The organism is Halorubellus sp. JP-L1, from assembly GCF_011440375.1.
GTDB lineage: Archaea > Halobacteriota > Halobacteria > Halobacteriales > Natrialbaceae > Halorubellus.
The window spans coordinates 430388-451859 of sequence record NZ_JAAOIR010000001.1 but is presented as its reverse complement, the minus strand read 5'-3'; the positions used below and the strand labels follow the sequence as shown (position 1 = coordinate 451859).

Annotated in this window: 20 protein-coding genes and 1 pseudogene; 7 read left to right on the top strand and 14 right to left on the bottom strand. The window is 71.0% G+C overall.

The features are described 5' to 3' along the window. Window positions 1-14: 14 nt before the first annotated feature. Complete coding sequence (locus G9C85_RS19180; RefSeq protein ID WP_369680758.1) at window positions 15-1103, bottom strand: halocyanin domain-containing protein; 1089 nt, start codon at window positions 1101-1103, stop codon at window positions 15-17. Between the two features lie 145 nt (window positions 1104-1248). On the opposite strand from G9C85_RS19180, the gene nirK reads away from it, so the two are divergent. Then, window positions 1249-2334, top strand: coding sequence for a copper-containing nitrite reductase (gene nirK, locus G9C85_RS02260; protein ID WP_166036538.1), 1086 nt, complete (start codon window positions 1249-1251; stop codon window positions 2332-2334). Window positions 2335-2363: 29 nt separating this feature from the next. Here the strand turns inward: nirK and G9C85_RS02255 are convergent, their stop codons facing one another. Beyond that, window positions 2364-3116 carry an NRDE family protein gene (locus G9C85_RS02255; protein WP_166036537.1) on the bottom strand — a complete coding sequence of 251 codons (753 nt, stop codon included), beginning with the start codon at window positions 3114-3116 and terminating at the stop codon, window positions 2364-2366. Window positions 3117-3292: 176 nt separating this feature from the next. On the opposite strand from G9C85_RS02255, the gene G9C85_RS02250 reads away from it, so the two are divergent. Further along, window positions 3293-4066 (top strand): hypothetical protein, encoded by a 774-nt coding sequence (locus G9C85_RS02250; RefSeq protein WP_166036536.1) that lies wholly within the window; start codon window positions 3293-3295, stop codon window positions 4064-4066. Here the strand turns inward: G9C85_RS02250 and G9C85_RS02245 are convergent, their stop codons facing one another. The 6 genes and pseudogenes from G9C85_RS02245 to G9C85_RS02220 all read right to left on the bottom strand — a co-directional run bounded on the left by G9C85_RS02245 (window position 4067) and on the right by G9C85_RS02220 (window position 11553). Beyond that, the gene (locus tag G9C85_RS02245) at window positions 4067-5719 is read right to left on the bottom strand and encodes a class I adenylate-forming enzyme family protein (RefSeq protein WP_166036535.1); all 1653 of its coding nucleotides are present in this window, start codon (window positions 5717-5719) and stop codon (window positions 4067-4069) included. It lies immediately after the preceding gene. After that, complete coding sequence (locus tag G9C85_RS02240; protein ID WP_166036534.1) at window positions 5712-6755, bottom strand: mandelate racemase/muconate lactonizing enzyme family protein; 1044 nt, start codon at window positions 6753-6755, stop codon at window positions 5712-5714. The genes G9C85_RS02245 and G9C85_RS02240 overlap by 8 nt, the downstream gene beginning before the upstream one ends. Before the next feature lie 76 nt (window positions 6756-6831). Further along, window positions 6832-7782 (bottom strand): annotated as a pseudogene (locus G9C85_RS02235) (1,4-dihydroxy-2-naphthoate polyprenyltransferase); the annotation flags it as partial. 528 nt (window positions 7783-8310) lie between these two features. Next, entirely contained in the window at window positions 8311-8961 is a 651-nt protein-coding gene (locus tag G9C85_RS02230; protein WP_166036532.1) for a hypothetical protein, read from the bottom strand. Between the two features lie 102 nt (window positions 8962-9063). Next, window positions 9064-10479 (bottom strand): PAS domain S-box protein, encoded by a 1416-nt coding sequence (locus tag G9C85_RS02225; RefSeq protein ID WP_166036531.1) that lies wholly within the window; start codon window positions 10477-10479, stop codon window positions 9064-9066. Between the two features lie 174 nt (window positions 10480-10653). Then, window positions 10654-11553, bottom strand: coding sequence for a 1,4-dihydroxy-2-naphthoyl-CoA synthase (locus tag G9C85_RS02220; RefSeq protein WP_166036530.1), 900 nt, complete (start codon window positions 11551-11553; stop codon window positions 10654-10656). Window positions 11554-11694: 141 nt separating this feature from the next. Here G9C85_RS02220 and G9C85_RS02215 point away from each other — a divergent pair, with 141 nt between their 5' ends. Continuing rightward, a complete protein-coding gene (locus G9C85_RS02215; protein ID WP_166036529.1) occupies window positions 11695-12771 on the top strand; it encodes a J domain-containing protein in 1077 nt (358 codons plus the stop codon). Window positions 12772-12802: 31 nt separating this feature from the next. Here G9C85_RS02215 and menD read toward each other — a convergent pair whose 3' ends face one another. The 3 genes from menD to G9C85_RS02200 all read right to left on the bottom strand — a co-directional run bounded on the left by menD (window position 12803) and on the right by G9C85_RS02200 (window position 16712). Then, entirely contained in the window at window positions 12803-14662 is a 1860-nt protein-coding gene (gene menD / locus G9C85_RS02210) for a 2-succinyl-5-enolpyruvyl-6-hydroxy-3-cyclohexene-1-carboxylic-acid synthase (protein ID WP_166036528.1), read from the bottom strand. Further along, complete coding sequence (locus G9C85_RS02205; RefSeq protein ID WP_166036527.1) at window positions 14659-16008, bottom strand: isochorismate synthase MenF; 1350 nt, start codon at window positions 16006-16008, stop codon at window positions 14659-14661. The genes menD and G9C85_RS02205 overlap by 4 nt, the downstream gene beginning before the upstream one ends. Window positions 16009-16115: 107 nt before the next feature. After that, window positions 16116-16712, bottom strand: a complete 597-nt coding sequence (locus G9C85_RS02200; protein ID WP_166036526.1) for a sulfite oxidase-like oxidoreductase — start codon at window positions 16710-16712, stop codon at window positions 16116-16118. Window positions 16713-17014: 302 nt separating this feature from the next. Between G9C85_RS02200 and G9C85_RS02195 the strand changes: the two genes are divergently transcribed. The 3 genes from G9C85_RS02195 to crcB all read left to right on the top strand — a co-directional run bounded on the left by G9C85_RS02195 (window position 17015) and on the right by crcB (window position 18162). Continuing rightward, a complete protein-coding gene (locus G9C85_RS02195) occupies window positions 17015-17239 on the top strand; it encodes a ribbon-helix-helix domain-containing protein (RefSeq protein WP_166036525.1) in 225 nt (74 codons plus the stop codon). A gap of 171 nt (window positions 17240-17410) precedes the next feature. Beyond that, on the top strand, window positions 17411-17800 hold the full coding sequence (locus G9C85_RS02190; protein ID WP_166036524.1) for a CrcB family protein: 390 nt from the start codon (window positions 17411-17413) through the stop codon (window positions 17798-17800). Then, window positions 17797-18162: a fluoride efflux transporter CrcB gene (crcB, locus tag G9C85_RS02185; RefSeq protein WP_166036523.1), complete on the top strand. Its 366-nt coding sequence runs from the start codon at window positions 17797-17799 to the stop codon at window positions 18160-18162. The genes G9C85_RS02190 and crcB overlap by 4 nt, the downstream gene beginning before the upstream one ends. A gap of 71 nt (window positions 18163-18233) precedes the next feature. Here crcB and G9C85_RS02180 read toward each other — a convergent pair whose 3' ends face one another. From G9C85_RS02180 to G9C85_RS02170, 3 genes are all read right to left on the bottom strand, one after another. Beyond that, window positions 18234-18401 (bottom strand): hypothetical protein, encoded by a 168-nt coding sequence (locus G9C85_RS02180; protein ID WP_166036522.1) that lies wholly within the window; start codon window positions 18399-18401, stop codon window positions 18234-18236. Between the two features lie 82 nt (window positions 18402-18483). Beyond that, complete coding sequence (locus G9C85_RS02175; protein ID WP_166036521.1) at window positions 18484-19542, bottom strand: sodium:calcium antiporter; 1059 nt, start codon at window positions 19540-19542, stop codon at window positions 18484-18486. Window positions 19543-19594: 52 nt separating this feature from the next. Then, window positions 19595-20473, bottom strand: coding sequence for a hypothetical protein (locus tag G9C85_RS02170; RefSeq protein ID WP_166036520.1), 879 nt, complete (start codon window positions 20471-20473; stop codon window positions 19595-19597). A gap of 152 nt (window positions 20474-20625) precedes the next feature. On the opposite strand from G9C85_RS02170, the gene hisF reads away from it, so the two are divergent. Continuing rightward, a complete protein-coding gene (gene hisF / locus G9C85_RS02165; protein WP_166036519.1) occupies window positions 20626-21441 on the top strand; it encodes an imidazole glycerol phosphate synthase subunit HisF in 816 nt (271 codons plus the stop codon). Window positions 21442-21472: the final 31 nt, after the last annotated feature.

The following is a 21472-nucleotide window of genomic DNA, read 5'->3' as shown; positions in this document are numbered from 1 at the left end:
CGGCTGGGGTAGCGTCAGGACGTGCGGCCCGAGTACGCGGAGTCGTCCCGGGAGTCGTCACGGCGCGGTACCGTCTCCCGGTCGAACGGCGCGTCTTCGTCGCCCGGCCGGTACGACCGTCCCACGGGCGGACGACCGCCGACGCCGCGTGCGACGAGGAACACGTAGAACGCGATCGGCGAGAGGACCGCGGCGAGGAGGCTGCCGCCGACGCCGAGGACCTCCGGCCCGACGGTGATGCCGGCGGTGCTGTACTCGCCGACGACGACCGCGCCCTTCATCCCCGCGCCCTCGTGCGGCGTGCAGCGGTACTTGCTGATGCCGGCACCGTCGAACGTAACTGCGTACGTGTGGCCGGCGTCCGCGGCGGCCTCGGACGCGAAGTCGCCGTCGGCGTCCGCGACGTCGTGCGTGCCGCCGTCGCCCGTCCACTTCCAGACGACGGTCGTCCCCGGGTCGACGTGGACCGCGGGCGGGTCGAACGCGAGCGCGCCGCCGTTGCCCTCGGCACCGACCGAGACCGCGACCTCGTCAGTGCCGCGCGCGTCCACGGTCGACTCGTAGTTGTCCACGTCCGCGAACCAGTCGCCGTAGTCCGGCTCCACGCTATCGGCTGCGGTGCCCGCAGGGGCGTCGCCGACGACGACCGCACCCTTCATCCCAATCGCCTCGTGGGGCGTGCACGAGTACGTCGTCGTTCCCTCCGCCTCGAACGTGTGCTCGAACGTCGCACCCGCTTCGTCCGTGAGCGGCGACCCAAACGAGTCGTCGGTCGCGGCGACGTCGTGCTGGCCGCCGTCGCCCGTCCACTCCCAGACGACGGTCGTTCCCGGGTCGACGCGGATCGCCGCCGGTCCGTACCCGAACGCGCCGCCGTTCGCGTCCGTCCCGACCTCGACCACGACCTCGTCGAGGCCCGTCTTGTTCGCGACGCCGTCGTAGTTGTCCGCGTTCGCGAACCACTCCTCGAGATCCGGTTCGGTCTCGCTGGCGCCGACCGCCGACGGCCCGGTCGCGAGCGCACCCGCCGTCGCGCTCGCCCCGACCGCACCGATGAACGCCCGCCGGTCGATGCCTCGCGTTGATGAGTCAGTAGGGTGCACTGTCGTTCACGTCTCGAACGAGGCGACGCGTCGAGATAACGACGGGACGTCCTTCTCATTCCGTTAGAACGCTTCTCACGGCCAGGAAACCGTCGAGGTGGTCTATCTGTGTGCTGCGCCAAGTACGAGTCGAGGACACAAGCCAATGACTCAGACCACGACGCGACGGCGGTTCCTGCAAGGGGTCGGCGTGACCGGTGCGACGGCGCTCGCCGGCTGCACCATCGGCGGGGTACAGCGCGACGACCTCACCGCAGTCCCGACCTCGGTCGGAGAGGAGTCGCTGTCGGCGGCCGAGTCCGTGGACGTCGACCGCGTCGCCGCGGACCCGCGGGACGTCCCCGCACAGATCGACCGCGACGAGCCCGCGACCGTCGAGGTCGAACTCGTCACGAAGGAGGTCGTCGCGGAGGTCGAGGACGGCGTCACGTTCACGTACATGACGTTCGACGGCCAGATCCCGGGCCCGATGGTCCGGACGCGTATAGGCGACACGGTCGACCTCACCATCCGGAACCCGGAGAGCAACTCGATGGCGCACAACGTCGACTTCCACGCGACCCGCGGCCCTGGCGGCGGCGCGGAGGCGACGATGGTCGCGCCCGGCGAGACCGAACGCCTCCGGTTCGAGGTGACGTACCCGGGCGCGTTCGTCTACCACTGCGCGGTCGCGAACGTCGACTACCACATCTCCGCGGGAATGTTCGGTCTCATCGTCGTCGAACCCGAGGACGGCCTCCCCGCGGTCGACCACGAGTTCTACCTCGGCCAGCACGAGGTCTACACGAAAGGGAGCGCGGGCGAGGAGGGCCACCACGAGTTCGACTTCGCGTCGATGGCCGCGGAGGACCCGACGTACGTCCTGATGAACGGCGAGAAGTACGCGATCACGCCGGACACGCACGACGAGATGAACGTGCAGACGGGCGACACCGCTCGCGTGTTCTACGCGGTCGGCGGTCCGAACCTCACGAGTTCGTTCCACGCCATCGGTTCGGTCTGGGACGAGGTCTGGGCCGAGGGCGCGCTCGCGAACGACCCGCAGCGGTACGTGCAGACGCTTCCGGTCGCGCCCGGGAGTTCCTGCGTCACGCACATGTCGTTCCCGGTGCCGGGCGACTTCAAGCTCGTCGACCACGCGCTCTCGCGGGTCGCGCGGAAGGGCGCCATGGCCGTCGTCCGCGCAGAGGGCCCCGAGGACGACGAGATCTTCGACCCCGACCCGAACTGACACCCGGGCGAAACCGTTCTCTTTGTGCGTCAGTTCTCGAAGGAGGCGCTCACGCGCTCGTAGTCGGTCTCGCACGGCGGACCGTCCGCGAACCAGTACGCGAACGCGTCCCCGACGCGGACGAGCGACGACGACCGCGTCCCGTAGCCGTCGCCGTGCACGCACACGCCGTAGTCGTGGTCGCGGAGGACCGCGGCGGCGCGCTCGCGCCACTCCTCGGCCGTCTCCCCCGGTCGTCCCCGGAGTTCGTCGTGGACCGCGCGAGCGTTCTCCGCCTGTCGCTCGCCGTACTCGCGCCTCTCGTTGGGAATCTCGAAGTCGTCGACTTTGCCGACGTTCACGACGACGTGCACGCCGGGTTCGAGGTGCTCGACGGCGAGCGCGCCGTCCCACTCGAGGTAGTTGCAGTCGTCGGCGTCCGCGACGACGAGGTTGAAGCCGTCGTACTCGTCGTGCGCGACCGCGTCCTCGACGACGGCCGTCGCGGCCGTGGCGGACCGCTCGGCGAGCGCGTCACGGACGAGCAGGCCACGCGAGCGCTCGCCGGCGAGGTCCGCGTCCGTCCAGCGGTTCGTGATGCCGACGAACACGCCGTCCTCGTTCGTGCCGATCCACGTCCCGCCGGCGTCCTCGTCCCGCGGCGCGACGACGGCGGGGTCGCCGTCGTCACCCTCGATTAGAGCGGGACCGACGGACGGTCGGTCCAGCGCCTCGTCGCGATTCGCCGCGACCACGAGCGGCGCGTCCTCGAACGCGCGCCACGCGAACGTCAACGTACACACGACCGCGAATAGACGCGCGAGCGACTTAAGCGTGGAGCGTGGGTCGACACCGACGACCCGTGCCCGTCGACGGCTGCCGGGTCGACGGAGAACCGTTCGTCTGCTGGCGCTCGCGACGGACCAGCAGTCACGACAGCGACCTGAAAGCACTTATCGATGGTCTCTGACTCCAACGTGTGAACGTCGCCCGTCCCGCGCTCGTCGCCCTCCTCGTCGGTCTCGCGCTGCTCGGCAGTCCCGCCCTCTTGCTCCAGTTCCAGGAACCGAGAGAGTGCGCGAACCACGTCGACCCGGCGAGTGACGCCGCGGACGTCGCGGCAGACGCGCCGGTCCTCCAGTACGACGAGTTGTCCCCGAACGCGAAGCGCGCGTTCGACCGAGCGCAATCCGGTTACGGCTCCGTGACGGTCACCGGCGACGCGTGCCCCGAGGAGTTCGAGTACGGCGTCGACCGGAGCCAGTACGTCGTCGTCGAGGACGACACGCGGTACGTCCTCACGACCTACCAGAACGACCTCCTCCCCGAGGTGCCGATCGCCGCCGGCGTCCTCGCGTACCTCGGCGTCGCACTCGTCGGACTCGCCGTCGGCGCGCGATCCGACCCCGATGCGCGGTTCTCGGCGTGGGCCGGTGCCGTCGGGGCGACGGCGCTCGTCGCGGTGACCGCGGCCGTCGTCCTCGACCAGCAGCTGTGGCTCGCGCTCGGCTGGACGGGCCTGGTGACCGCCGGCACGCTCGTCGGCGCCGGAGCGACGCTCCCGCCGCGCACCGCCGGCGTCCTCGGTGGTGCCCTGGCGGTGCTCCCGGCCGTGGTCGGCCTCCCGCTGGCCGGCGTCAGCGTGGTCTTCCTCGCTCCGGCGATCGTTCCCCTCTTGTTGGTCGGGACGGGCGTCGCCGCACGCCAGCTCGGAGCCGCACTCCAGGCGGAACTGTCGCCCAGCGACGGATAGTCAGTCCTCGCCCACTCGCTCCCGGACCGCGTCGCGGTCGACGGTGCCGGACGCCGTCCGTGGAATCGAGGCTGCGAACGCGACGGTCTTCGGGACCTCGTGGTCGGCGAGGGCGTCGCTGACCGCGTCCCGGACTGCTTCGGCGTCCCGCTTCGCTTCCTTCTCGGCGTTCGCGTCCGCGTCCGCGTCGTGGACGACGAGTGCGACGACGCGCTCGCCCCACTCGGGGTCGTCGAGGCCGACGACGGCGGCGTCCGCGACCGCCGGGAGCGCCCGGAGGGCGTCGGCGACGACGGCGGGCTGGACGTTCTCGCCGCCGGTGACGATCATGTCGTCGACGCGCCCCGTGACGTACACCTTGCCGTCGGCGTCGCGGTACCCGCGGTCGCCCGTGTGGAACCCGCGCCCGGAGAACGCGTCGTCGCGACCCGCGTCCGCGTCGTCTGCGGCGGCGTCGTTCCGACCTGCGTCCGCGTCGTCTGCGGCGGCGTCGAGGTAGCCGGGCGTGACGGTCGGCCCGGAGACGACGAGTTCCCCGACCTCGCCCGGCGAGACTGCGTCGCCTCCGGCGTCGACGACGTGGACGGTCGTGTTCACGAGTGGCTGACCGACGGTCTCCGGGTCCGCGAACGCCTGCTCGGGGGTCGCGGTCGCGATCTGGGACGCGGTCTCGGTCATCCCGTACGACGGATAGACCGGGACGGCCGCGCGCTCGCAGCGCGCGAGGAGGTCGGCGTCGGCGGCCGCGCCACCGAGGAGGACGTACCGGAGCGACGAGTCCGGTCGCCAGTCCGCGTCCAGAAGTCGCTTGAGTGCGGTCGGGACGAGCGAGACGCCGGTCGCGTCGTGTGCCGCGAGCGCGTCTGCGGTCGCGTCGACGTCGAACTCGCGCTGGAGGACGACCGTCGACCCGTAGAGCGCGCAGCGGACGACCGGTGCTATCCCGCCCATGTGGTACGTCGGGAGCGGCGACAGCCAGCGGTCGCCGCGCGCGACGCCGAGCCGGAACGCGGACGCGGTCGCCGACGACACGAGGTTCCCGACGGTCAGTCGGACCGCCTTCGGCTCTCCGGTCGACCCGGACGTCATGAGCGTCACGGGCACGTCGTCGCCTTCGACCGCGTAGGATGCCCGCCCGGTCGCGCCTGGTTCCGACGCGTCGGTCTCCGTCCGCGTGAGGTCCTCGAGCGCGCGGACGACGAGGTCTGCGAGCGTGGCCGCATCGTCCACTGCGTCGGTGGCGAGCGACCGGGCGTCAGCGTCCGCGAGGAGGACGTCGACGTCCGCGCGAGCCAGCTGGTCGGCGAGGTCAGCGGGCGGGAGCTGGACGGAAAGCGGGACGAGTTCCCGGCCGGTCCGCCACGCGGCGTGCAGGAGTGCGACCACCTCGGGTCGCGGGTGCGAGAGCACGCCGATGCGCGCCGGTCCCGCAGCGTCCGAGCGGTCGCCGCCGAGAGGGTCGTCACCGGCGAGCGTCGCGGCGACGCGCTCGACCCACGCGTCGAGTTCCCGGTACGTCCACGACTCGCCGGTCGGCGCGTCGACGAGCGCCTCGCGCTCCGGGGTGGCGTCGGCGCGCGCCCGGACGAGGTCCGTCGTCGGCCACGACCCGCCGGCCGGTCGCTGGCCGGCGTCTGCGTCGCCGTCAGGCATCGTCGTCCTCCCAGACCGCATGGACGCCCAGGCCGGCCTCCTGGGGCACGCGGACGGAGCCGTCGTCGACGAAGCACGGGTCCGGTCCGAGGTCGGTCGACAGCCAGTCTCCGGTCGCGAGGCCACAGGACAGGACGCCCGCGAGCGACGCGGCGACGTGGACCGCGCCGGCGCGCGCGACGACGGCGTCGATCGTCGTCGTCACGACGCTCGCGACGTTCTCCTCGCGCGCCTCGACCGCGGCGCGGCGCGCGCGCTCGACGCCGCCGAGCGCCATCGGCTTCAGCACGAGCACGTCCGCCGCCCCGGCGTCGAGGACCTGCTGGACGGAGTGCGCTGCGAGCGTCTCGTCGACCGCCACGCCCACCGGGCCGCCGCGGAGCGCGGCCATGCCGGCGAGGTCGTCCGCCGGGAGCGGCTGCTCGACGTAGCGCACGCCGGCGTCGGCGAACCCGGAGAGCGCGCGCTCTGCTTCCTCGCGGTCCCACGCGCCGTTCGCGTCAGCACGGAGCGAGACGTCGTCGCCGACGGCGTCCCGGACCGCGCGCAGGCGCTCGACGTCGCGCTCGACGCCGCGCGTGCCGACCTTCACCTTCACCGTCTCGTAGCCCTCCGCGACCGCGCGCTCCGCGGCCGCCGCGGTGTCGTCGGGTGCGGCGTCGCCGACGGTGGCGTTCACCGGCACCCACTCGCGCTCGCTCCGTCGCCCGAGCAGCCGGTAGAGCGGGCGGTCGTGCTGCTTCGCGCGGAGGTCCGCGAGCGCGAGCGCGACCCCGTGACGCGCGGCCGGGTTCCGGTCGAGGTCCGCGCGCAACGCCGCTTCGTCGTCCTGCAGTCGCGAGACGGCGTCGGATAGCGCTCCCCGACACTCGGCGTGGGACTCCGTCCACTGCGCGAGCGGCGTCGCCTCCCCGAACCCCTCGTGCTCGCCGTCGCTCACGCGAACCAGGAACCCCTCGCGGTCCGTGATCTCGCCGTTCGCCGTCGCGAGCGGCCGCGACAGCGACACCGCGAACTCGCGGAACTCGGCGTCCATCTCAGACTCCCCCCGCTGCGTTCGCGAGGTCCGCTGCAGCGACGAGGTCGGTCGCACCCGAGAGGCCACCCTGGCCCGCGACAACGAATCCGGCCGCGAACAGCGCCGCGTACAGCGCGAGCAGCTGCCCGGTGCGTTCCAGGGCGGGATTCAGTGCGTCGCCGCCGGTCTCGTTCGTGACGGTGCGGGCGACGGAGACGGCGAGGGGGACGGAGAGCATGGGCGCGAGCACCGTCGGCGAGAGCCCGCGGCCGACCCAGAGGTAGAGCGGCGTGGCGTACGCGAGCGCGAGCAGCGCGAGGAACTCGGCGCGCGCGAACGCGTACCCGAACGCGACCGCGAGCGTCGTCTTCCCCGTCCGAGCGTCCTCCTCGCGATCGCGGACGTTGTTCACGACGAGGATGTTCGTCGAGATCGCCGCGATGGGGAGGCTCGCGAGGACGGCGAGTCCGAGCGCGGGCAGTGGCGGCAGGCCGACTGCGAGCGGGCCGTAGCCGACGGCGTCCGCAGCGACGGCCGCGGCCTGGACGTAGTACGTGCCGGTGACGGCGACGAGTCCGAAGAACACGAACACGAACGCGTCGCCGAGGCCGTTGTACCCCAGCGGGTACGGGCCGCCCGTGTACGCGACGCCGCAGACGACGCTCACGATCCCCACGACGAGGATCGGGACGCCGCCGACGTAGACGAGGTAGGTTCCGGAAAGGACGGCGAGCGCGAACGTCACGAGCATCGCGCGCTTGACTTCAGCCGGTTCGATGAGGCCGCCCGCCGTGACTCTCGTGAATCCCTCGCGGTCGGCGGTGTCCGCGCCCTGCACGGCGTCGTAGTAGTCGTTCGCGAAATTCGTCCCCACCTGGATGAGGGCCGCGCCGACGAACGCTGCGATCGCGGGCAGCGCCTGGAACGCGCCCGCCCAGGCCGCGACCGCCGACCCGACGACGACCGGCGCCGCCGCCGCCGGGAGCGTCTGCGGCCGCGCCGCCATCACCCACGCCTTCCGTCGCGAGACCGCTTCCGTACTCATTACGTCCGTCTCCGGGGCGCTCGCACCAAAACGTTGGCCTTCGACGCCGGGCAGTCACGGCCGTTCGTCCCGCGGTCGTCCGTCCTGCGGGAAGTCGATCGCCGCTCCGAGCGTGGTCCGCCAGTCAGCGCGTCAACAGCCGCGGTACGGGTGATACGTTCGTCGGGCGACGGCCGCTATGGTGGCGACGACGAGCACGACCCCGGCAGCCAGGAGGAGTACCGCCGCCGTCCGGGCTGGTCGGCCTGCCGGGCGTCCCCGTCGGTGGTGGCGCCCGCGGTCGTCGGATGCGCCTCGCGATTCGCTGCTCCGCGCGTCCCCAGTCGCGATTGTTCGTCCCATGGTGGTGATCTGGTGGCGTTCGCGACGACGATGGCGATGCCGGGGCGACGACTCGGCGATTCGAACACCTAGCTGAGAGACGACGACAGTAATGTTAACACTTACCATGGACTTGAGGGTCCGGGAGGGACGCGCGTTGCGTGAACCGACGGTCGGCGCCGGCAGCGTAGACACCAGTCGTCGGCGTCAGTCGTCGGCGTCCCAGTCCACCCACAGCCAGCCGGTGGTCTCGATACCGCGCTCGTCGTCGCTGCACGGTCGATCCGTCCCGGGGTCGTACTTGCCGTTCCCGTTCACGTCGAGCATCGCGACGACCGCGTACCGCCCCGTCCCGCTGTCGTCGTCGACGGGAACGCCGGCACCGTCCGCGGTGACGCTCTGCTCGTACTGGACGTGATCGTACCCCACGGCGGTCTCGTTCTCGAACCCGACGAAGAGCATGCTCTGGTTCCCGGGCACCGTCCAGCCGACGCGGAGCTGGCCGTCCTCGTCCCAGAGCATCCCCTCCTGGCCGGTGCCCCAGTAACTCACCCAGGCGCCGTCGCACGCGACGGGGTCGGGGAGGTCGGCGGCGAGGTCCGGCGCGTCACCGGGGTCGGCGTCCCACACGCGGACGTCGTTCCGTTCGCTGGTCCCGTCGCTCGACCCAGTGTCGCTCGAGTGACGGTCGTCGTTCGTCGTCCGTTCCGTGTCCGGCTCGCTCGTGTCCGCTCCGGTCGAGTCCGTGGAATCGGTCGCGTCCGTACCGGCACCGAGCGGTCCGGTCAGACAGCCAGCGGTCGCGACGAGCGCGACGGCCGCCAGGACCGCGAGCGCCGCGTTGGAGGGCAATCGCATACGCGTTCGTTCCGGCGAGTCGGGTAAGTGCCTTCGGCAAGGTGAAACGACGATAGCACCGACTCGGGAGACGGGAGACCCGCCCTCGGTCACGGGAACGCCTCACGTCGAACCGATCGCGACGCCCGAGATCTCGAATCGCGCACCGCCCGACTCGCTGTCGGTCACGACGATCGACCAGCCGTGCGCCTCGACGACGTCCTCGACGATGGCCAGCCCCAACCCGGTGCCGTCGTTCGTCGAGACCCCGGCGTCGAACACGTCCTCGCGTGCCTCGACCGGGATTCCCGGGCCGTCGTCGGCGACGTAGAATCCGTCCCCGTCGTCGAGGTCGCTGACGACGACGTGAGCGTCCCGGCGGCCGTGCTCCAGCGCGTTCCGCACGAGGTTCTCCAGCAGCTGCTTCAACCGGTTCGGGTCGGCGCGCAGCGTCAGCGCCGACTCGACCGCGAGCGTCGCCTCCGGCGTCGCCACGTTACGCCAGCAGGCCTCGGCGACCGACGCGAGCGCGACCGGTTCCACGTCGTCGACGCGCTTGCCGGCGCGCGCGAGCGTCAGCAAGTCCTCGATCAGCGCGTCCATCCGATCGAGCGAGACGGCGATCTCCTCGAGGTCCGCGTGATCGATCGCGTCCCGAACCAACTCGAGTCGACCCGTGGCGACGTTCAGGGGGTTCCGGAGGTCGTGACTGACCATCGACGCGAACGAGTCCAGTCGCTCGTTCTTGCGCTCGAGTTCGCGCTCACGTTCGCGGCGCTCCGTCACGTCTCGGACGACGCCCATCACGCCGTCGTACGCGCCGTCGTCCGTCGTCAGCACGACGAAGTGGACGGCGACGACGATCCGATCGCCCGCCTTCGTCACCATCTCCATGTCCAGGATCTCGCTCTCCCGGTCCTCGTCCGCCAGCACTTGCTGAATGACGCGCTGACCGCGTTCGAGCTCGCCGTCGACCAGCGGGCGAGAGCCGTGACTGCCGATGAGTTCGGCGCGCTCGTAGCCGAGCATCTCCGCGAACGACTCGTTCGCGTACACGAACTCGCCGGTCGCATCCAGCCGGTAGAGGCCGTCGCGGGCGGTCTCAACGAGCGCTCGATACATCTGGTGGCCGTCGTCGTACGGTTCGGTGCTCCGGACGGTCGAACGGACCTTCTCGAGGAGGAACGCGTTCTCTCCGCCGGCGGACGTCTCGACTATCGTCGTCGCCTTCGAGACGAGTTCGTCCGGTAGTACGCCGTCGCCCCTGGCGAGGAGGATGACGGGACACCCGGGGGCGAGCGCCCGGACGTCGTCGATGAACCCGGACCCGTCGTCGGTCAGGAGCGACCCGTCGACGACGACGCAGTCCCGCGTCCCCGACGCCAGCACGTGCCGCGCCGTCTCGAGACTCCTCGCGTGATCGAACCGGAGGTCGTCGGGTTCGCCCTCGGCCTCCGCGTCGGTACCGGCCGCGATCGTCGGTGTGGGGGCGACGACCAGCACGGACGACGCGCCGTCAGCCGTGCCATCATCCCTCACAGTTAGCGCTCACTAGCCGAGCACTTCATCCCTCGCCGACATAAATCACACCGTTAACTCGCGATCTGAAGACGGTCGCTCGAGGGACCCGCGGGCGGCGAACCGCGGACAGCGACGGCGGTCACGGCGACGACGGCGACGACGGCGGCGACGGCGACGAACCCCGACGGCTGGCTAGTAGTGGTACTCGAAGTCGCCGAACTCGGGGTCGCGGTCCTCGTTGAACGCGTCCCGGCCCTCTTGCGCTTCGTCGGTCTGGTACGCGAGCCGCGTCGCCTCGCCCGCGAACACCTGCTGGCCGACCATGCCGTCGTCGGTCGCGTTGAACGCGTACTTGAGCATCCGCATCGCCGTCGGGCTCTTCCCGAGCATCTCCTCCGCCCAGTCGAGCGCGACGTCCTCGAGGTCCTCGTGCGGGACGGCCTCGTTCACCATCCCCATGTCGGCGGCCTCCGCGGCGTCGTACGTCTTCCCGAGGAAGAACACCTCGCGGGCCTTCTTCTGGCCGACCTGCTTCGCGAGGTACGCGCTCCCGAACCCGCCGTCGAAGCTCGCGACGTCCGGGTCGGTCTGCTTGAACTTCGCGTGCTCCGCGCTCGCGAGCGTCATGTCGCAGACGACGTGGAGGCTGTGCCCGCCACCGACCGCCCACCCCGGCGCGACGCAGACGACGGGCTTCGGGATGTGCCGGATGAGTCGCTGGACCTCGAGGATGTGCAGGCGCCCCGCGTCGCTCGCCGTGTCGCGGTCGGCGTCGTCCTCGCGGTACTCGTAACCGTCCGCGCCGCGGACGCGCTGGTCGCCGCCCGAGCAGAACGCCCATCCGCCGTCGTCCGGGCTCGGCCCGTTCCCGGTGAGGAGCACGCACCCGACGTCCGTCTGGCGCTTCGCGTGATCGAGCGCGCGGTAGAGTTCGTCGACGGTCCCCGGGCGGAACGCGTTCCGCACCTCCGGCCGGTCGAACGCGATGCGGACCGCGCCGACGTCGGTGCCGCGATGGTACGTGACGTCCCTGAACTCGTCGTTCAACGCCGTCGCCTCCCACCGATCCGGGTCGAAGAGTTCGCTGACCATACCGGACCTGACCCGCGGCGCGCACTTGGAGGTTCGCGTCTCGACCCGGCCCCGTGTCGGGGCTCCCTTGGTGACCGGATTGCGGTGGATCATGGCCGCGAACGTTTTTCTCGATCCGGCCCCACCGTCCACCAAGCAGCGATGGCCGAGACGTTCTACGACGTCCTCGGGGTCGAGCGGACCGCGACCCAGGACGAGATCGAGGCAGCCTACCGCGAGCGGGTCAAGGAGACCCATCCCGACCTGAACGACTCGCCGGACGCGACCGACGCCTTCCAGCGCGTGCAGGCCGCGGAGGACGTCCTCGGGGACCCCGACGAGCGCGCTCGCTACGACCGCCTCGGCCACGCGTCGTACACGACTCACGTCGCTGGCGGCACCGGCGGCGACGGCAGTCGCTGGGACGTCGGTTCGGACCGGCGCGCGGACGAGGCCGGACGGTCCGGAACGGCCACCGCCGACAGCGGTGCAGGCGCGGATGACGGCGGCGCAGATGCTGGCGGCGCGGAGGCCGGCGGTGCGGACGCCAACGGTGGCGTCGGCGCGGACGACCGCTTCGGGTTCGACCCGGGTGCGTACGACCGGACGCGGGCGCGTGCGGGCGACGGCAACCCGAGCGAGCGGAGTTACGACGTCGGCGGCGAGAGCGTCGACGGCGCTGGTGGCAACGGTGCAGGTGGCGACGGCGCTGGCGGCGACAACACTGCTGCCGGTGACGGTGGTACGTCCGCGAGCGCGACGAGCGCGGACGGCTATCGTGAACGAGCACGACGGAGCGCACGCGAGTGGTCGAAGGAGAGACAGCGCCAGGGCCGCGGGTCGACCGACGGCGACGACGACGGCGGTTACTCGGTGCACGACTGGGACGACGAGGAACTCGACACCAGCCGTGTGTCCTACGAGCTCCAGGGGAGCGAGGCGGTCGTCGTCGGCATCATGTTCGTCCTCTACCCGTTCGTCGCGTACTCGGCGGTCTCGCCGCAGTTCTCGCTGTTCGTGAACGTCACCGTCGCCGTCTGCGCGCTCGCGCTCACCGGCTACCTCCTGACGATGCCCCGCATCGGGTGCTACGTCTTCGGCGCGTGGAGCGTCATCGCACCCGCCGTCCTCCTCGCCGTCCCCGGACTGGAGGTCCTCTCGCTCCTCGGACTCGTCTTCCTCGGCGGCACGTGGATTCCCTTCGGGTACAGCGTGCTGTTCATGCGAGTGCTGCGGTAGGCAGAGCGCACCCCTGGACAGGGCCCAATCGCTACTGGGCGTCGAAGTCGTCGACTTCGGCCCGGACGGTCTCGCGAGCGCGTTCCGTCGCGGCGTCGCGGGCGTCGTGGCTCGCGGCCGCGTCGAACCCGACCTCGAGGACCGCCGTCCCCGCCGTTCCGAGCACGCGCTCGTACGCGTCGGCGAACGCGTCCGGTGCGACGCGTTCGAACGCGAGGTCGTAGAGGTCGCCGGTCGCCGCGAAATCCATGCCGTGGGGAGTCTGGAACTGCTCGGTGAACGGCGGTTCGAACTCGGCGATCGGGAGTTCGTGGAAGATGCCGCCGCCGTCGTTGTTCACGACGACGATCGTCGCGTCGACGCCGCACCGCGAGAGCGAGAGCAGGCCGTTCATGTCGTGGTAGTACGCGAGATCGCCCGTGACGTACACGAGCTCGTCGCTCGTGGCACTCCCTGCTCCGAGCGCGGTGGAGGTGACGCCGTCGATGCCGCTCGCGCCGCGGTTCGCGACCACGGTCACGTCCGCCTCGCTGGCGGCCGCGAACCGGTCGGCGTCCCGGACCGGCATCGAGTTCGAGACGACGACCGTCGACGGGTCCGGTGCGCCAGCGACAACGTCCGCGAGCACCTCGCCCTCGAACGCACCCACGGAGACGTCCACGCGTGCGCTCGCGACCCCATCCGAGAACGCCTCGTCGAGCGCGAGCGCCCGCTCGGTCGCGGATCGCTCGCCGCTCTCGCGTTCACTGACTGCCCCCTCGAGGCGCTCGGCGAGTTCGCGGGCGACGTGGACCGGGTCCGCGGCGACGAGCGTGTCCGTCGCGAACTCGGCGTCCCGCCACTCGCCAGCCGGGTCGACGAGCACCTGCTGGACGTCCCGTTCCGCGAGTGCCTTCCGGAGCGGCTTCGACGTCGGCGACGCCCCGAAGCGGAGCGCGACGTCCGGGTCGACCGCGTCCAGGAGCCCGTCGACGTAGCCGTCGTATCCGCCGACGACCGGTGCGTCCGCGACGTGCGGGCCGTACCGGACCGTCGAGAGCACGTCCGCGAGCACCGGGAACCCCACAGTGGCGCCAAGGCCCGCGACGGCTGGTGCGTAGTCCTCGCGAGCGACGTCCACCGGGTCCGCGGGCCCGGCGACGACGACGCCCGTCTCGGCGTCCGCGACGACGTCCGCGAGCGCGTCGAGTCGCGCCGCGGAGAGCGTCGGTCGCCCCGCCTCCGTGCGGACGAACGGTCGTCGCTCCCCGTCCTCGAAGCGCCCGGCCGACGCACGGTCGTCGCCCTCGTCCCATCCCTCCGGGACGTCGCCCGGTACGTCCGTGGGCTCCAGTGGCTTCCGGAACGGACAGTTCAGGTGCACTGGCCCCGCTGGCGTCCCGCGCGTCTCCGCGAGCGCTCGCGCCGCGTCCGTGCGAAGCCGCTTGAGCTTCCGCGGCGTCGCCTCCGGTTCCGGCAGGTCGCGGTACCAGCGGACCGCGTCGCCGTAGAGCTTCTCCTGGTCGACGGTCTGGTTCGCGCCCGAGTCCCGCAACTCCGGCGGCCGGTCCGCAGTCAACGCCAGCAGCGGCACGCGCGCCTGACTCGCCTCCAGTATGGCGGGATGATAGTTCGCTGCAGCCGTTCCGGACGTGCAGACGAGCGCCGTCGGCTCGCCCGTCCGCCGGGCGCGACCGAGCGCGAAGAACGCCGCCGCGCGCTCGTCGAGCACCGAGAACGCGGAGAGGTCGTCGCGGTCAGCGACCGCCACCGTCAACGGCGTCGACCGACTCCCCGGCGACACCACGACCGCCTCGAGACCGCCCGCCGCCAGTTCCTCGACGAGCGTCTCCGCCCAGAGTACGTTGCGATTCGGATACCCGTCGCCGGGTTCGTCGCCGTTCGCCGTCATCGGAACTCCTCGAGCAGCGGCCGGTACTTGAGTTGGATCTCGTCCCACTCCTCCTGGGGGTCCGAGTCCCGCACGATGCCGTTGCCCGCGAACAGCGTCGCCCGGTCGCCGCCCGCCACGCCCGAGCGGATCGCGACGAGGAACTCGCCGTCGCCCGTCGCGTCGAACCACCCGACGGGGGCGGCGTACCAGCCGCGCTCGAACGTCTCCACGTCCCGGATCGTCGCCGCAGCGGCTGCCGGCGGCAGCCCGCCGACCGCCGGCGTCGGATGCAGCGCCTCGACGATGTCGAGCACGTGCGCATCCACGTCCAGTTCCGCCGAGATCGGCGTCTGGAGGTGCTGGATGTTGTCGAGCTTGCGCACGCGCTGCTCTCCCTCGGCGACCGCGCCGAACCCGGCGAGTTGCTCGCAGATCGCGTCCACGACGAGACGCTGCTCGTGCTGTATCTTCTCCGAGTCGACGAGCGACTGCGCGAGCTCCGCGTCCGCTTCGGGCGTTCCGCCCCGGCCGACGGACCCCGCGAGCGCCTCCGTCTCGACGCGCCGGCCAGTTTGGGCGACGAGGCGCTCGGGGGGTGCGCCGAGGAACCCCCCAGTCTCGGTCGGCTGGACGAGGAAGCGATAGCAGTTCGGGTACGTCCGCCGGAGCCGTTCGAGGACGTCCGGGAGGTCCACGTCGCCGCGGAGGTCGACCTCCAGCGCGGTCGCGAGCACGACCTTCTCCAGGTCGCCGGCGCGAATGCGCTCGGTCGCGTCCGCGACCTGCGTCGTCCACGCGTCCTTCGACGTCGTCCGGCGCGTCGCCGCGACTCCCGGTGCGTCGCCGACGGGTCGCATCTTCGGGAGCGCCGCAACCGCGTCGACCGCCTCGTCGAGCGCCGCCTCGACGGCGTCGGCATCGGCGTCCGGCCCGTACCGGTTCACGGTCACCCACGTCCCGTCGTCGGTGCGCGTCAACTGGATCGCCGGCAGGACGAACGACGCCGCCGGGAACCCCGACCAGGAGCCATCCGGGACGTGATCGTCGCGGAACGCGAACCCGCCCACGAATCGCGGGCGGGGCGCGCCCTCGGCCGCGCCGTTCGCGTCGACGTCCGCGAACACCGCGTCTGCACGGTTGCGCACGGCGTCGAACCGGCCGGGGCCGTCCGCGGTCAGTTCAACGGCGACGCCCGCGCCCGCGAGTTCCAGCCCGCCCGGGCTCGCCCACTGGAGCCGCGGCGGCGCTCGCGACGCGAGGAACGCCCGAAACGAGACGTCACCCACCTCGCGGCTGCGACTCACCAGACGCCCGGCGTCCCGACCCACCTCGCTCGAGCGCCCGCCGCTGCCCGCTCGTTCCATCGCACCCAACTCAGGGACCGGCCCTATAAAGGGTGTTCATATCCGAGACGCGGAGCCGACGGTATCACACGCGCAAGGTCTAAAGCGCTGCTCGGTCGCGGCTCGAATCAGGCGTACCGTTCTTCGTTCCAGGGGTTCGCGGTGTTCGAGTACCCGCGCTTCTCCCAGTACCCGCGCTCTGGTTCGGTGAGGAACTCGACGCCGTCCACCCACTTCGCGCCCTTGTACGCGTACCGGTGGGGCGTGACGACGCGGAGCGGGCCGCCGTGCTCCCTGGGGAGGTCGTCGCCGTCGAACGCCCACGCGAGCAGCACCTCCTCGCGCATGCAGTCTTCGAGCGGGAGGTTCGTCGTGTAGCCGTCGAGGGCGTGGAACATGACGTGGACCGCGTCGTCGTGGACGCCCGCGAGGTCCGCGAGCGTCGGGAACGTCACGCCCGCGAACTCGCAGTCGAGCTTCGACCAGCCGGTGACGCAGTGGAAGTCCTGGCGCTGGGTCTCGCTCTCGACGCCCTGGAACTCCTCGAGCGAGAAGGATAGTTCGTCGTCGACGGCGCCCCAGACGTCCAGCGAGTAGTTCTCGGGGTCGTAGTTCGGCGTGCCGCTCTTCGAGAGCACGGGGAACTTCGACGTCTCGCGCTGGCCCGGCGGTACGCGCTCCCCGTCGAACTCCTCGTGGATGTCCGTGACGTCCCTGACAGTCATCGCTCTCTGGTAGCGCGTCGAGGACCGTAGGCGTGACGGACCGTTCGTCGTCGCGCGGACGACTGCGAGCGCGAGCAGATCGACCGACGGCGAGTGGGGGTTGCACCGAACGATGGCCACGCGTGGTCGCGGGTTCCCGACGCTTGTTTGTCAGTTCACGGTTACGGCCCGGTGGACAGCGTCGGTCGTCACGGGACGCGACTGCCGAGCAACCCGCGATCGCGGCCCTGAAGCGCCTGACCGCGGCGGATTCACGTCCCCAACAGGCTTAAATACCCCCTTACCGATAGCCCCAATTACTGATGCCCAAGGTCGAGATAAACATCCCCGAGCATCTCGAGATGCAGATCACGCAGATGGTCGAGCAGGGCGAGTTCGTCAACCGGGACGAGGCCATCGAGGACCTCCTCGCCGCCGGTCTGAAGGCGTACAAGACGAGCGGGCCGATGGACGACGAGGACGAACGCCTCGAGTCCGGGTTCGAGGACGACGGCATGATGGGTCACGACGACGAGTACGTCTTCTAACCCGCTCCGTTCTCTCCTCTACTCGCGTCCTCCCCGCGCTCGCCACGCACACTACCGAGTACGGCGAATCGGCTCCCGTCTCGTCTACTCGCAAGCACGGCCACTCGCGCTCGCCCTCGGTTGGTGAGCGACCCGCCGGATTTTTGCACTCCCGATGTGGAGTGGCGGTCGATGACTGACGGCCACCCGCTCGCGTCCGTCGAGACGTACGCGCTCGTCGCACTCGGCGGGTTCGCCGGTGCGAACGCGCGGTACGGCGTCGACGTCGCCGTCGGAGGGCTATCCGCGACGCTCGCCGTGAACGTCGTCGGGAGCGCGCTCCTCGGCTTCCTCCTGTACGAGGAGGCGTACCTCGGCGCGTTCTCCGGTCGGATGCGGACCGCAGTCGGCACCGGGTTCCTCTCCTCGCTCACGACGTACTCGACGTTCGCCGTCCAGACGTACCAGGCCGCGCCGCTCGTCGCCGCCGGGAACGTCGCCGGGAACTACGCGCTCGGGATCGGCGGCGTCCTCCTCGGCCGGCACGTCGCGCTCGCACTCGCACGGAGCGTGGAGGCGTGAACCCGGCCGTCCTCGTCGGTATCGGTGGCGCCCTCGGCGCGGTCGCTCGACACGCGGTCTACGAGCGCGTCGACGACGCCGACGCCGCCATCCCGCACGCGACGCTCGCGGTGAACGTCCTCGGGAGTCTCGTCCTCGGACTCGCAACCGGCCTCGGCGCCTCCGGCGTCGTCGGCGGTGACGCGCTCCTGTTCGTCGGCACCGGCGCGTGCGGCGCGTTCACCACGTTCTCCACGTTCGCGTTCGAGACCGTCGACCGCGCCGCTCGCTCGACGCGGGCCGCGGCCGCGAACGCACTCGGGACGCTCGCACTCGCACTCGCCGGCGCCGCACTCGGGTTCTGGCTCGCCACGCTCGCCTGAGCCGTCTATCGGAGCCATCCAGTCGGCGGCGCAGTCGCTACGCGGTCGAGTTCCGGGAAGCGAGCGCCAGCCTACAGGAGGAGGCCGAGGCCGAACGTGAGCAGGAGGCCGACGACGAGGACGATGGCGCCGTACGCGACCTGCGACGTCGAGTAGTCCTGCATCGGTGACGTCACGCGGTCCAGTCCCTCCACGTGCTCGGGGGTCTCGTCGACGTCTCCCGTGGGAGTCTCGGTCATATGCGAGCGTTCTCGCCGCCGTCACTTCACGGTTACCATCCACGGCGTCGCGTCGCGGGCACCAACCCACTCCGGCGTTCCGTCAGGACCCCCGTGGGACTGGAACCGGTGACAGTCCGAGGATGCCGAGGACGAGCCAGGCGATGAACACGATGTACGCGCCCAGCAGCGCGTACGCTTCCAGCTCCGAGAGGTGGAGGTCGGTCCGCAGGAGCGTGAACAGGACGATGGTCGCGACCGTGAGCGCAGTCATCATCGGGACCGCGACGACGAAGTCGACGACGACGACGTCGCCGACGAAGGCCGCGACGACGATACCCGCCGGGACGGCGACGAGGAGGTCGAAGATGTTGCTCCCGAGGACGTTCGCGAGGCTCGTCGTCGCCTCGCCGGCCTTCGCCGCGCGGATCGAGACCAGTGCGTCCGGGAGGCTCGTCCCGGCCGCGATGACGGTCATCCCCCACACCCAGAGCAGGCCTGGCGAATACTGTCTCGCCGCGAACGTGATGCCCGAGACCATCGCCTCGACGGCGAGTACGATGCACGCCAGACTCACGGCGAGCAGCCCCCACTGCGCGAGGACGTTGAGGTCCGCGGGCGGGGTTACGGCGTCGTGGTCGCTCGTGTCCTGGTACTGGATGAAGAGGTAGAGCACGTACAGGAGGATGGGGAGGACGGCGAGTCCGGGCGTCACCTCGCCGAGGAACTCGCCGCCGGGGACGCCGTTGTAGATGACTGCGAGCGAGAACGTGATGAGGATGACCGCGACCGAGAGCATGTAGAACTGCGCCTCCTTGAAGACGATGTCGCGACTCGCCGTCATCTCCGACTCGGCGGCGAGACTCGAGAGCGCCGGGATGACGAGGACGTTGAAGATCGCGGAGCCGACGATGGCGCCGACGCCGAGGCCGAACTCGCCGTGAAGCCACGTCGCGACGACCGCCGACGACAGCTCCGGGAACGACGACCCGATCGCGACGACGATCGCGCCGTGGACGATCGGCGGGAGGCCGTAGTACAGCGAGAGGTTCTCCGCGGAGTGCTCCAGCCACGCGCTGGCCTTCCAGATGACGGCGGTGGCGGCGAGGACGAACGCCGCCGCGACCGGGAGGGAGTTCACGAACGGACTCAGCAGCGACATTACGTGTCCGTGGTCGCCCGAACTGTGCTTGAAAGTTCCCGTTCGGGACGCGTCAGCGCTCGTCGAGGAACTCGCTGGTGCGCCGGGACACCGCCGACCGGAACGCGCCGAGGTCGAACCCGGCGCCGTCGTCGCCGGAGAGCAGCCAGTCGTGGGTCTCGCGGTAGATCGCCGCCAGGAAGCGGTCGTAGACGGTGTCGAACGAGATCGGTCGGTCGCGGGCGGCGACCGACTGGACGACGCGCTCGAAGCGCTCGCGCGTCGCCGCCCGATCGGCGGCCGCCGTCGCGTCCGTTGGCGCATCCGTCGGCGCGTCTGCCGTCGCAGCCGTCGGCGAGACGGCCCGCTCGACCCCGCGCTCTATGGCCGGGTTCGGAATTGCGAGGCGCTCGCCGGTCTTCTTCCGGAGCACGACGCCCGCGACCGGGCCGTCGTACCACGCCGACCTCGGCATCGACGGCGACGCGGCGTCGTAGTCCCTGACGTGCACCTCCTTCTCGAGGACGTTCACGGGCTCCAGTCCGAACTCCGCGAGCGCGCGCTCGGCCGCGTCCACCGCGAGGAATCCCTCGCGGTCGGCGTCCCACGCGTCGACCCAGAGCACGGACGGCGTCCGCGCCCAGTCGTACGGGACGCCGTCGTACTGCGTCGCGACGCCGAAGAACACGACCGACTCGACGTCCGCGACGGCCGCGCGGAGCGCGTCCACGTCCAGGTCGTCCCTGATCGACTGGACGGCGTGCCGGTACCGCAGCGGGACCTCGTCGGGGTCGAGGACGCGCCGACGCGTCCCGACGCGGAGCGCGCCCGACGCCTGGACCTGGACCCGAATCAGTTCACCCGCGACCAGCTCCTGCACCCAGAGGTGGCCGGCCTCGAAGAACGCGGGGTCGGCGTCGTCGACGCCCGGCACCGCGGGATAGCGTTTCATCTCGATACTCCCACCTCCACGCGCAGCGCACTTGTATCCGCCCACCGCACGAGCGGGGTGCGACCAGTGAGCGAACCGCGAGCGTCGGGGCGGACCGCGATCGCCGAGCGGACCGCTTTTGTCCGACGGCCTCCGAGGAGTACGCAGTAACCGTGACTCTCACGAAGCGCGTCATCCCCTGCATCGACGTGGACCTCGACGACGACGGCAACCCGGCGGTGTACACGGGCGTGAACTTCGAGGACCTCGAGTACACCGGCGACCCCGTCGAGATGGCAAAGCGGTACAACGAGGCGGGCGCCGACGAGTTCGTGTTCCTCGACATCACCGCGAGCGCCGAGGGTCGCGAGACGATGCTCGACACCGTCTCCGCGGTCGCCGACGAGGTGTTCATCCCGCTCACCGTCGGCGGCGGCATCCGAACGAAAGCAGACATCAAGGAGACGCTGCGCGCTGGCGCGGACAAGGTCTCGATCAACTCCGGCGCGATCGCGCACCCCGACCTGATAAACGAGGGTGCGCGAGCGTTCGGGAGCCAGTGCATCGTCATCAGCGTCGACGCTCGCCGCCGGTTCGACGACGACGGCGAGCACTACGTCGACGTCGACGGCGAGTCCTGCTGGTTCGAGTGCACGGTCAAGGGCGGCCGCGAGGGCACCGGACTCGACGTCGTCGAGTGGGTGCGCGAAGCCGAATCGACGGGTGCGGGCGAGCTGTTCGTGAACTCGATCGACGCCGACGGCACGAAGGACGGCTACGACATCCCGCTCACGAAGGCCGTCTGCGACAACGTCAACACGCCAGTCATCGCGTCCTCGGGCTGCGGGAGCCCGGACGACATGTACGACGTGTTCGCCGACGCCGGCGCCGACGCCGCACTCGCCGCCTCCATCTTCCACTTCGACGAGTACAGCGTCGACGACTGCAAGCGACGGCTCGCAGAGCGCGGCGTCCCCATCCGACTGTAAGCACTCGCAAGTCCGGGTGCGAGAGCGCGAC

Bases quoted from the DNA above. Each gene is read 5' to 3' on its own strand.
- G9C85_RS02175 (WP_166036521.1), bottom strand. From the start codon at position 19,542: ATGTCGCTGCTGAGTCCGTTCGTGAACTCCCTCCCGGTCGCGGCGGCG.
- G9C85_RS02195 (WP_166036525.1), top strand. From the start codon at position 17,015: ATGCCCAAGGTCGAGATAAACATCCCCGAGCATCTCGAGATGCAGATC.
- G9C85_RS02200 (WP_166036526.1), bottom strand. From the start codon at position 16,712: ATGACTGTCAGGGACGTCACGGACATCCACGAGGAGTTCGACGGGGAG.
- G9C85_RS02190 (WP_166036524.1), top strand. From the start codon at position 17,411: ATGACTGACGGCCACCCGCTCGCGTCCGTCGAGACGTACGCGCTCGTC.
- G9C85_RS02180 (WP_166036522.1), bottom strand. From the start codon at position 18,401: ATGACCGAGACTCCCACGGGAGACGTCGACGAGACCCCCGAGCACGTG.
- G9C85_RS02170 (WP_166036520.1), bottom strand. From the start codon at position 20,473: ATGAAACGCTATCCCGCGGTGCCGGGCGTCGACGACGCCGACCCCGCG.
- G9C85_RS02205 (WP_166036527.1), bottom strand. From the start codon at position 16,008: ATGGAACGAGCGGGCAGCGGCGGGCGCTCGAGCGAGGTGGGTCGGGAC.
- G9C85_RS02240 (WP_166036534.1), bottom strand. From the start codon at position 6,755: ATGGACGCCGAGTTCCGCGAGTTCGCGGTGTCGCTGTCGCGGCCGCTC.
- G9C85_RS02230 (WP_166036532.1), bottom strand. From the start codon at position 8,961: ATGCGATTGCCCTCCAACGCGGCGCTCGCGGTCCTGGCGGCCGTCGCG.
- G9C85_RS02245 (WP_166036535.1), bottom strand. From the start codon at position 5,719: ATGCCTGACGGCGACGCAGACGCCGGCCAGCGACCGGCCGGCGGGTCG.
- menD (WP_166036528.1), bottom strand. From the start codon at position 14,662: ATGACGGCGAACGGCGACGAACCCGGCGACGGGTATCCGAATCGCAAC.
- G9C85_RS02215 (WP_166036529.1), top strand. From the start codon at position 11,695: ATGGCCGAGACGTTCTACGACGTCCTCGGGGTCGAGCGGACCGCGACC.
- G9C85_RS02220 (WP_166036530.1), bottom strand. From the start codon at position 11,553: ATGGTCAGCGAACTCTTCGACCCGGATCGGTGGGAGGCGACGGCGTTG.
- nirK (WP_166036538.1), top strand. From the start codon at position 1,249: ATGACTCAGACCACGACGCGACGGCGGTTCCTGCAAGGGGTCGGCGTG.